Source organism: Pseudoalteromonas sp. K222D, from assembly GCF_017653575.1.
Classification (GTDB): Bacteria; Pseudomonadota; Gammaproteobacteria; order Enterobacterales; family Alteromonadaceae; genus Pseudoalteromonas; species Pseudoalteromonas nigrifaciens.
Genome location: NZ_JAGGDL010000012.1, coordinates 81,005 through 93,068 on the forward strand (window position 1 = coordinate 81,005; position 12,064 = coordinate 93,068).

A 12,064-nucleotide genomic window follows, 5' to 3' on the forward strand; every position below is an offset into this window, starting at 1 on the left:
TAGTGTTAAAGTGGGACTAAATTAGAACAACAATCAAATGTTGTAAATCTTGGCATAGATGCCAGTTAAGTCTGTTCTTACAAGAACAGGTCGGGTCAAAGATCAGCAAGCTGAGGAACCCCATGGCTTACTCTTATTCTGAAAAGAAACGTATCCGTAAGGATTTTGGTAAACGTCCACAAGTTTTGGATATACCTTTCTTACTATCTACACAGTTAGAATCGTTTAAAAAATTCTTAGTGCCTGACGCTGATGGCGATCATGGTTTGGAAGCAGCCTTCCGTTCTGTGTTCCCAATTAAAAGCTACTCAGGAAATTCTGAGCTGCAATACGTAAGTTATCGTATTGGCGAGCCAGTTTTCGATGTAAAAGAATGTCAAATTCGCGGTGTGACTTATTCTGCTCCACTTCGCGTGAAATTGCGTCTTGTAGTTATGGACAAAGAAGCTCCAGGCACAGTTAAAGACATTAAAGAGCAAGAAGTTTACATGGGCGAAATTCCGCTCATGACCGATACCGGTACCTTTGTAATCAATGGTACAGAGCGTGTTATCGTTTCTCAGCTACACCGTAGCCCTGGTGTATTCTTTGATAACGACCGCGGTAAAACTCACTCATCGGGTAAAGTGTTATATAACGCACGTGTTATCCCATATCGTGGTTCATGGTTAGACTTTGAATTTGATGCAAAAGATAACTTATATGTACGTATTGACCGTCGTCGTAAATTACCGGCGTCTATTATCTTACGTGCACTTGAGTACTCGAGTGAAGACATTCTTGGTATTTTCTTCGACAACACTACGTTTGAAGTAACTGACGGTAAAGTTCTTATGGAACTGGTACCTTCACGTTTACGTGGTGAAACCGCCGCTTTTGATATTAAGAGCGAAGACGGTGAAGTGTTTGTTGAAAGTGGTCGTCGTGTTACGGCTCGCCATATCAAGAACATCGAGAAAAAAGGCATTAAGCAATTAGAAGTACCACATGAGTACATCATTGGTCGCGTATTAGCGAAAAACTATGTTGATGAGTCAACAGGTGAAGTTGTAGCTAATGCAAATGACGAGCTAACGCTTGAATTAATGGCTGAATTGGTTAAAGCCGGTCACACTAAAATTGATACGTTATATATCAATGAAGTAGACAGCGGTGCTTACATGTCAAATACATTGAACATTGACTCTTCAAGCAGCCGTTTAGAAGCATTAGTAGAAATTTATCGCATGATGCGCCCAGGCGAGCCACCGACGAAAGACGCGGCTGAAGCCTTATTCCAGAACTTGTTCTTCTCAGAAGAGCGCTATGACTTATCAACGGTAGGTCGTATGAAGTTCAATAGCCGTGTTGGTTACGATACTGATACAGGCCCAGGCACATTAAGCAAAGAAGACATCGTGTCGGTTATGAAAGTATTGATTGCTATTCGTAACGGTGTTGGCGATGTAGATGATATTGACCACTTAGGCAACCGTCGTATACGTAGTGTTGGCGAAATGGCTGAGAATCAATTCCGTGTAGGTTTAGTGCGTGTAGAACGTGCTGTACGTGAGCGTTTAAGCTTAGGTGACCTAGATGCGATAATGCCACAAGATCTTATTAACGCTAAGCCTATTTCGGCAGCGGTTAAAGAGTTCTTCGGCTCGTCTCAGTTATCACAGTTTATGGACCAAAATAACCCGCTATCAGAAGTAACGCATAAGCGTCGTATTTCTGCATTAGGGCCGGGCGGTCTAACTCGTGAGCGCGCAGGCTTTGAAGTACGTGACGTTCACGTAACTCACTATGGTCGCGTATGTCCAATCGAGACTCCTGAGGGTCCAAACATCGGTCTAATTAACTCATTATCTACGTACGCACGTACTAATGATTATGGTTTCTTAGAAACACCTTACCGCAAAGTGGTAGACGGTGTTGTAACTGATGAAGTTGATTACCTATCAGCCATTGAAGAAGGTCAGTTTGTTATCGCACAGGCGAACTCAAACTTAACCGAAACCAATGAGTTTGTAGATGAACTTATTCCATGTCGTCACAAAGGTGAATCTACCTTTATGGGACGTATGGACCAGCAATATATGGATGTATCACCACAACAGGTGATCTCTGTAGCGGCAGCACTTATCCCGTTCCTAGAACACGATGATGCTAACCGTGCATTGATGGGTTCAAACATGCAACGTCAAGCAGTACCAACATTGAAAGCGGATAAGCCGTTAGTAGGTACTGGTATTGAGTTAACACTAGCGAAAGACTCTGGTGTTACTATCGTTGCAAAACGTGGTGGTGAAGTAATGTATTGTGACGCAAGTCGCATCGTTGTTAATGTGCATGAAGAAGAACGCGTTCCAGGCGAAGCGGGCATCGACATTTACAACTTAACCAAATACACACGTTCTAACCAAAATACATGTATTAACCAAAAACCAACTTGTATGGTTGGCGAACCGGTTACTCGAGGCGATGTGTTAGCAGATGGTCCTTCGACTGACTTGGGCGACTTAGCTCTTGGTCAAAACTTGCGCGTGGCATTTATGCCATGGAATGGTTATAACTTCGAGGATTCAATCTTACTATCAGAGCGCGTAGTTGAAGAAGATCGTCTAACGACTATCCACATTCAAGAACTACAGTGTATTGCCCGTGATACTAAATTAGGTTCTGAAGAGATCACTGCAGATATCCCGAATGTGGGCGAATCTGCACTAGGCAAGCTTGATGAATCAGGCGTTGTTTATATTGGTGCTGAAGTTAAAAGCGGCGATATTCTAGTAGGTAAAGTGACTCCGAAAGGCGAAACGCAATTAACTCCTGAAGAGAAACTACTACGAGCTATCTTCGGCGAAAAAGCGTCTGACGTTAAAGACAGCTCTTTACGTGTACCAAATTCTGTAACTGGTACTGTAATTGACGTGCAAGTTTTCACCCGTGATGGTGTTGAAAAAGATAAGCGTGCGTTAGAAGTTGAAGAAATGCAGCTTCGCGATGCGAAGAAAGACTTCAACGAAGAGTTCCGTATTCTAGAAGCTGGTGTATTAGACCGTGCGCGTAAGTTACTTATCGCAGCTGGCTTTGATGAAGACAAATTAGCGTTATTAAATGCTGAGAAGCTACTTACGCAAAGCCTTGCTGAAGAAGACAAGCAAGCTGAGCTTGAGCAATTAGCAGCCCAGTATGACGAGCTTAAAGCTGAATACGATAAGAAGTTTGAAAACAAACGTCGTAAAATCACTCAAGGCGATGACCTAGCACCTGGCGTACTTAAGATTGTTAAAGTATACCTAGCTGTTAAACGTTGTATCCAACCGGGTGATAAAATGGCGGGTCGTCATGGTAACAAAGGTGTTATCTCGACTATCGTACCAGTAGAAGATATGCCATACGATGATAAAGGTCGTACGGTAGATATCGTACTTAACCCACTGGGTGTACCATCACGTATGAATATCGGTCAGATCCTTGAAACACATATGGGTCTAGCTGCACGTGGTATTGGTGAACGCATTGAAGAAATGATGAAAGAGCAACGTGAGCTGCATGAGTTACGCGCCTTCATCAAGCAAGCATACGAAATTGGCGAATCTCGTCAAGTAGTAGACATTGATAGCTTTACAGATGACGAAATTCGTCGTTTGGCTGAAAACTTAAAAGGTGGTTTACCAATAGCTACTCCAGCATTTGATGGCGCGAAAGAAAACGAAATCAAAGACATGCTAGAGCTTGCGGGCTACCCAAGAAGTGGTCAGGTTACACTTTATGATGGCCGTACTGGCGATCAGTTCGAACGTCAAGTAACCGTTGGTTACATGTACATGCTGAAACTGAATCACTTAGTTGATGACAAAATGCATGCGCGTTCTACTGGTTCTTATAGCCTTGTTACTCAGCAGCCGCTGGGTGGTAAAGCACAGTTCGGTGGCCAGCGTTTTGGTGAGATGGAAGTATGGGCACTTGAAGCTTACGGTGCTGCTTACACTCTACAAGAAATGCTAACAGTGAAATCGGATGACGTGAACGGTCGTACTAAGATGTATAAAAACATCGTTGATGGTAACCATAAAATGGAACCAGGTATGCCAGAATCGTTTAACGTATTGTTAAAAGAAATCCGCTCACTGGGTATCAACATCGAGTTGGAAGAAAATTAAGCCAATTAGATGCTGCAGTTAACGCTGCAGCATCTGTTACGGCCGAATAGAATGTAGGGACGAGACTACCCGTCCTCAAGATTAACTCCGACAGGAGAGCTAAGGTGAAAGACTTACTTAAGTTTCTGAAGCAACAAAATAAGACCGAAGAATTCGATGCAATTCGCATTGGTCTTGCTTCACCAGACATGGTTCGTTCGTGGTCATACGGTGAAGTAAAGAAACCTGAGACTATTAACTACCGTACTTTCAAGCCTGAGCGCGATGGCTTATTCTGTGCCCGTATTTTCGGCCCAGTGAAAGATTATGAATGCTTATGTGGTAAATATAAGCGTCTTAAACACCGCGGTGTGATCTGTGAGAAGTGTGGCGTTGAAGTTACACTCACTAAAGTGCGACGCGATCGTATGGGTCATATTGACCTTGCGAGCCCAGTTGCGCATATTTGGTTTTTAAAATCATTACCGTCACGTATCGGCTTAATGCTAGATATGACGCTTCGTGATATTGAACGTGTTCTTTACTTCGAATCATTCGTAGTAACTGAGCCTGGTATGACAACGCTTGAGCGTGGTCAGCTATTAGGTGAAGAAGAATACTTAGATGCACTTGAAGAGCATGGTGATGAATTTGAAGCTAAGATGGGTGCTGAAGCAGTTTTAGACTTGCTTCGTGAACTCGATCTTGCACAATTAATTGCTGAAATGCGTGAAGAGTTACCAACAATTAACTCTGAAACTAAGCGTAAAAAAATCACCAAACGTCTTAAGTTAATGGAATCGTTCCACCAATCAGGTAACAACCCTGAGTGGATGATCATGACAGTACTTCCAGTATTGCCACCTGATCTACGCCCATTAGTACCACTAGACGGTGGTCGTTTTGCGACGTCTGATCTAAATGACCTTTACCGTCGTGTTATTAACCGTAATAACCGTCTTAAGCGCCTATTAGATTTAGCAGCACCAGATATTATCGTACGCAACGAAAAACGTATGTTACAAGAAGCGGTAGATGCGCTACTTGATAACGGTCGTCGTGGTCGTGCAATTACAGGTTCTAACAAACGTCCTCTTAAATCTCTTGCCGATATGATCAAGGGTAAGCAAGGTCGTTTCCGTCAGAACTTACTTGGTAAGCGTGTGGATTATTCAGGCCGTTCTGTAATTACAGTGGGTCCTACACTTAAGCTTCACCAATGTGGTCTTCCTAAGAAGATGGCACTTGAGCTATTCAAACCATTTATCTATGGCAAATTAGAGCGTCGCGGCATGGCTACGACAATCAAAGCTGCGAAGAAGATGGTTGAACGTGAAATGCCGGAAGTATGGGATGTGCTTGACGAAGTAATTCGTGAACATCCAGTATTACTTAACCGTGCACCAACACTTCACCGTTTGGGTATCCAAGCGTTTGAACCTGTGCTTATCGAAGGTAAAGCGATTCATTTGCATCCATTAGTATGTGCGGCCTACAACGCCGATTTCGATGGTGACCAAATGGCGGTACACGTACCGCTAACAATTGAAGCGCAGCTTGAAGCTCGTGCCTTAATGATGTCTACAAACAACATTCTATCTCCTGCGAATGGTGAGCCAATCATCGTTCCTTCACAGGATGTTGTATTGGGTCTTTATTACATGACTCGTGACCGTATTAACGCTAAAGGCGAAGGCGCGATATTTAAAGATCCAAAAGAAGCAGAAAAAGCATACCGTAGTGGCAATGCAGACCTTCACGCAATTGTGAAAGTACGTATTAGTCAATCAGTTAAAAACGAAAACGGCGTAGTAGAAGATACTATCACTGTTATCGATACAACTGTTGGTCGTGCAATTCTGTCGCTAATTTTACCAAAAGGCATGCCGTATGAGTCAATCAATCAGCCGCTAGGTAAAAAGCAGATTTCTGGCTTAATTAATGAGTGTTACCGTCGTCTTGGTCTTAAAGACACAGTTATGTTTGCTGACCAAATTATGTACACCGGTTTCCATTATGCAATGAAGTCAGGAGTTTCAATCGGTATTGATGACTTAGTTATCCCACCGGTTAAAGCGCAGATCATTGAAGCAGCTGAAGCTGAAGTTACTGAAATCAACCAACAATTCCAATCAGGTCTTGTAACGGCTGGTGAAAAGTACAATAAAGTTATCGATATTTGGTCACGTGTAAATGAAAACTTATCACGTGAGATGATGTCTAACTTGTCGAAAGACACAGTTATTAATGCACAAGGTGAAGAAGTAGAGCAAGCGTCATTTAACTCAGTGTTTATGATGGCCGACTCAGGTGCTCGTGGTAGTGCTGCTCAGATCCGTCAGTTGGCGGGTATGCGTGGTCTAATGGCACGTCCAGATGGTTCAATCATCGAGACGCCAATCACAGCTAACTTCCGTGAAGGTCTAAACGTACTTCAGTACTTCATCTCAACGCATGGTGCGCGTAAAGGTCTTGCCGATACAGCACTTAAAACAGCTAACTCTGGTTACCTAACGCGTCGTCTAGTAGACGTTGCACAAGATTTGGTAATCAATGAAGATGACTGTGGCACAGAAGATGGCTTAACAATGAAACCGCTTATTGAAGGTGGTGATGTTGTAGAAGCGCTTCGTGAACGTGTTCTAGGTCGTGTTGTTGCTGAAGATATTGTTATTCCAGGTACTAATACAGTACTTGTTGAACGTAACATTATGCTTGACGAAAAACTGTGTGACCTTTTAGAAGAGCATTCAGTAGATGAAGTTCGCGTACGTTCTGTTATCACGTGTGATAATGACTTTGGTGTTTGTGCTAACTGTTACGGTCGTGACCTAGCACGTGGCCATATCATCAACGCAGGTGAATCAGTAGGTGTTATCGCGGCACAATCAATTGGTGAGCCAGGTACACAGTTAACGATGCGTACATTCCACATCGGTGGTGCGGCATCTAGAGCGTCTGCTGAGAATAATGTACAAGTTAAAACTAACGGTACATTAAAGCTTCACAACGCTAAGTACGTATTAAATACAGACGGTAAGATTGCTATTATTTCGCGTTCTACGGAAATTACTATCATTGATAGTTATGGCCGTGAAAAAGAGCGTTATAAAGTACCTTACGGTGCAGTATTAACAGTACAAGACAATGCAGAAGTTCAAGGTAACGACATCGTTGCTACTTGGGACCCGCATAGTCACCCAATCGTACTTGAGCATAAGTCAAAAGTATCGTTCAGCGATATCGATGACTCAAATACTGAAACACAGACAGATGAACTAACCGGTTTAACCCGTATAGTTGTTAAAGATCTTTCTAAAGCGAATGCGAAAGAACCTAAGCTTATCATTGAAAGTGAAGAGCGCGGCTTACAAGAAACACGTCTTCCTTCATTCACTACGATTGAAGTAATTGACGGCACGACAGTAAACCCAGGTGACGTATTAGCACGTATTCCGCAAGAAGGTTCGAAAACTCGTGATATCACGGGTGGTCTACCACGCGTAGCCGATTTATTCGAAGCTCGTAAACCGAAAGAACCAGCTATTTTAGCTGAAGTTACCGGTACAATTAGCTTTGGTAAAGAGACTAAAGGTAAGAAGCGTTTAGTTATTACTCCAGATGAAGGTGATCATTACGAAGAGATGATCCCTAAATGGCGTCAACTTAACGTGTTTGAAGGTGAGCGAGTGTCTAAAGGTGAAGTTATCGCCGATGGTCCAGAATCACCGCATGACATCTTACGCTTACGTGGTGTGACTCATGTTGCTAACTACATTGTTAACGAAGTGCAAGAGGTTTACCGTTTGCAAGGCGTTAAGATCAATGACAAGCACATTGAAACTATTATTCGTCAAATGTTACGTAAATGTACCATTATGCACGGTGGTGATACTGACTTCTTAGCCGGTGAGCAAATTGAAGTGGCACGCGTTAATATCGCAAACCGCGACCTTGAAGCTCAAGGTAAGATCCCAGCTAAGTTTGAAATCCAGTTAATGGGTATCACAAAAGCATCACTAGCAACAGAATCTTTCATCTCTGCAGCCTCTTTCCAAGAGACAACACGTGTTTTAACCGACGCAGCAGTGAATGGTAAGAGCGATGAGTTACGCGGTCTGAAAGAAAACGTAATAGTGGGTCGTTTGATCCCAGCCGGTACCGGCTTTTCGTATCATCAAGAACGTATGGCTCGCCGTAAGCAAAGAAATGTAGTAGAAGAGCAGACTGTAAGTGCAGAAGAGGCAACTCAAGCGCTAACTGATGCTTTAAATGCGGATTTATCTGGAAATCAATAAACTAAACCAAATCAATAGATTAGGTTTTCGCAAGGTAGATATCTTCTACCTTGCGAGCGGTTTAGGTTGACAGGTCAATCTTTGCTCATTAAAATTCCGCCACCCATTTACCTGTGCGTTTAAAACAAACTTGTAAAAACGGGCGGATTTTTTATTTTTTCAGTAGTAATTCTAATTTCAGGAGCTATTTAAATGGCAACTATTAACCAGCTAGTGCGTAAGCCACGCCGTAGCAAGGTTACGAAAAGTAACTCAGCTGCGCTTAAAGCGTGTCCGCAAAAGCGCGGTGTATGTACTCGCGTATATACAACTACACCTAAGAAACCAAACTCGGCGTTACGTAAAGTAGCTCGTGTACGTTTAACTAACGGTTTCGAAGTAACTTCATACATTGGTGGTGAAGGTCATAACCTTCAAGAGCACAGTGTAATCCTAATCCGTGGTGGTCGTGTTAAAGATTTACCAGGTGTGCGTTTTCACACCGTTCGTGGTGCACTTGACTGTGCAGGCGTTAGCGATCGTCGCCAAGCTCGTTCTAAATACGGTACTAAACGCCCTAAAGGCTAATAGTTCTCCGTTAGTAAGGCCAAGCACTAAATATTTTTAATTATTGTTTTGGGTTATTGACTCGATAAGAGCAAACCTGAATAAACCGGAGATACAAAATGCCTAGAAGACGCGTAATAGGTCAACGTAAAATTCTTCCAGATCCTAAGTTCGGATCGGAGCTTCTTGCGAAATTCGTAAACATCGTAATGTTAGATGGCAAGAAATCTACTGCTGAAAAAATCGTTTATGGTGCGCTAAATGTGGCTGCTGAGAAATCAGGCAAGTCGCACCTAGAAATCTTTGAAACGGCACTTGATAATATCCGCCCACAGGTAGAAGTTAAATCTCGCCGTGTTGGTGGTTCAACTTACCAAGTACCAGTTGAAGTACGTCCAGTTCGTCGTAACGCATTAGGTATGCGTTGGTTAGTAGACGCTGCTCGTAAGCGTGGCGAAAAATCTATGGGCTTACGTTTAGCTCAAGAAATCGTTGACGCTGCTGACAACAAAGGCACTGCGGTTAAGAAACGTGAAGACGTTCACCGTATGGCTGAAGCGAATAAAGCATTCGCTCATTACCGTTGGTAATCTGCCCTTAACCTTTAAGAGGATTTTATGGCACGTACAACTCCACTTGAGCGCTATCGTAATATCGGTATTTGCGCTCACGTAGATGCAGGCAAAACCACCACAACAGAACGTATTCTGTTTTACACAGGTCTTTCTCATAAGATCGGTGAAACGCATGATGGTGCTGCAACTATGGACTGGATGGAGCAGGAACAAGAGCGTGGTATCACAATCACTTCTGCTGCAACTACGTGTTTCTGGAAAGGGATGGACGCTCAATTTGACGCTCATCGTATCAATATTATTGATACTCCAGGACACGTTGATTTCACTATCGAAGTAGAGCGTTCTTTACGCGTATTAGATGGTGCGGTAGTTGTTCTTTGTGCTTCATCTGGTGTACAGCCGCAAACTGAGACAGTTTGGCGTCAAGCGAACAAATACGAAGTTCCAAGAATGATCTTCGTAAACAAAATGGATCGCACAGGCGCTGACTTCTTTGCAGTTGTTGACCAGGTGAAATCTCGTCTTGGAGCAACGCCTGTTCCAATTCAGTTGCCAATAGGCGCTGAAGACGGCTTTAAAGGTGTTATTGACCTGATTAAGATGAAAGCTATTAACTGGAACGAAGCGGACCAGGGAATGACTTTCACTTATGAGGCAATACCGGCAGAACTTCAGGAATTAGCTGATGAATGGCGCTCTCATTTAGTTGAAAGTGCTGCTGAAGCTACTGAAGAACTAATGGATAAATACTTAGAGGGTGAAGAGTTAAGTGAAGCCGAAATAAAAGAAGCTTTACGCCAACGTACATTAGCAAACGACATTGTTCCTATGACGTGTGGTAGCGCATTTAAAAACAAAGGTGTTCAAGCAGTGCTTGATTGCGTTGTTGAATACATGCCTGCTCCTACGCAAGTGAAACAAATTCAAGGTATCCTAGAAGATGGTACCGAAGAAGAGCGTCCTGCTGATGATAAAGCGCCGTTTGCTGCACTTGCATTTAAAATTGCAACGGACCCGTTTGTTGGCACCTTAACTTTTTTCCGTGTTTACTCTGGTACTGTTAAACAGGGTGACGCGGTATACAACCCAGTTAAAAGTAAGCGTGAGCGTCTTGGTCGTATCGTACAGATGCATTCAAACTCACGTGAAGAGATCAAAGAAGTCTTCGCAGGCGACATCGCGGCGGCTATTGGTCTCAAAGACGTAACAACAGGTGAAACACTGTGTGATCCGAAATCCATTATTACGCTTGAGCGTATGGAATTTCCTGAACCAGTAATCTCTGTTGCGGTTGAGCCTCGCACAATCGCTGACCAAGATAAGATGGGGATCGCGCTGGGTAAACTAGCGGCTGAAGATCCATCTTTTCGTGTACAAACCGACGAAGAATCGGGTCAGATTATAATATCTGGCATGGGTGAACTTCACCTCGATATCCTCGTCGAACGTATGAAACGTGAATTCAGTGTTGAATGTAACGTTGGTAAGCCGCAGGTTGCATACCGAGAAGCTATCCGTTCAACTGTTAAAGTTGAAGGTAAGTTTATACGTCAATCAGGTGGTCGTGGTCAATATGGTCACGTCTGGCTTAAACTTGAACCGATGGATATTACGGATGACGAAGCACCAATTTACGAGTTCGTTAACGAAACTGTAGGTGGTTCTATTCCCAAAGAATACGTCCCTGCGGTAGACAAAGGCATCCAAGAGCAAATGTCTCAAGGTGTGCTGGCAGGCTACCCATTACTTGGCGTTAAAGCGACTTTATATGATGGTTCATTCCATGATGTAGACTCGAATGAAATGGCATTTAAAATAGCAGGTTCATTGGCAATGAAGCAAGGCGCGCTGCAAGCGAGCCCGGTACTTTTAGAGCCAGTAATGAAGGTTGAAGTACTCACTCCTGAAGCAAACATGGGTGATGTAGTTGGTGACTTAAACCGTCGCCGCGGCATGATCGAAGGCATGGAAGATGCATTAGGTGGACTGAAGCAAATTAATGCACAGGTTCCCCTTTCTGAAATGTTTGGTTATGCTACTGACTTACGATCTGCAACACAGGGTCGTGCTTCATACTCTATGGAGTTTTTGAAGTACGCCGAAGCATCGAAACATGTTGCAGAGACAATAATTTCAGCTCGCGCTGTAATATGATTTTTAGCTTGTTTAACTCAATAGTGAGTTAGACTTTAATTTCTTTATAGGAATTTTTTAAGATGGCAAAAGCAAAGTTTGAACGCGTAAAACCGCATGTAAACGTAGGTACAATCGGCCACGTTGACCACGGTAAAACTACACTAACTGCAGCAATCACTAACGTACTTGCAAAAGTATACGGCGGTGTTGCTAAAGATTTCGCATCAATCGATAACGCTCCAGAAGAGCGCGAACGTGGTATCACTATTTCAACGTCTCACGTTGAATACGATACACCTACACGTCACTACGCACACGTAGATTGTCCTGGTCACGCCGATTATGTTAAAAACATGATCACTGGTGCTGCTCAAATGGA

At 43.2% G+C, this 12,064-nt stretch carries 6 protein-coding genes; all 6 read left to right on the forward strand.

Features of this window, described 5'->3' with window-relative positions:
- Positions 1–122 precede the first annotated feature (122 nt).
- Positions 123–4,148, forward strand: a complete 4,026-nt coding sequence (gene rpoB, locus J5X91_RS08445) for a DNA-directed RNA polymerase subunit beta (protein WP_086995185.1) — start codon at positions 123–125, stop codon at positions 4,146–4,148.
- 104 nt (positions 4,149–4,252) lie between these two features.
- On the forward strand, positions 4,253–8,425 hold the full coding sequence (gene rpoC, locus J5X91_RS08450) for a DNA-directed RNA polymerase subunit beta' (RefSeq protein WP_182677336.1): 4,173 nt from the start codon (positions 4,253–4,255) through the stop codon (positions 8,423–8,425).
- 192 nt (positions 8,426–8,617) lie between these two features.
- On the forward strand, positions 8,618–8,992 hold the full coding sequence (gene rpsL / locus J5X91_RS08455) for a 30S ribosomal protein S12 (protein ID WP_008165517.1): 375 nt from the start codon (positions 8,618–8,620) through the stop codon (positions 8,990–8,992).
- 98 nt (positions 8,993–9,090) lie between these two features.
- Entirely contained in the window at positions 9,091–9,561 is a 471-nt protein-coding gene (rpsG, locus tag J5X91_RS08460; RefSeq protein ID WP_011326942.1) for a 30S ribosomal protein S7, read from the forward strand.
- Positions 9,562–9,588: 27 nt separating this feature from the next.
- Positions 9,589–11,703 (forward strand): elongation factor G, encoded by a 2,115-nt coding sequence (fusA, locus tag J5X91_RS08465; RefSeq protein ID WP_011326943.1) that lies wholly within the window; start codon positions 9,589–9,591, stop codon positions 11,701–11,703.
- 62 nt (positions 11,704–11,765) lie between these two features.
- Positions 11,766–12,064, forward strand: a 299-nt coding sequence (locus J5X91_RS08470; protein WP_244363788.1) for a GTP-binding protein, incomplete at its 3' end; no start/stop codon positions are given.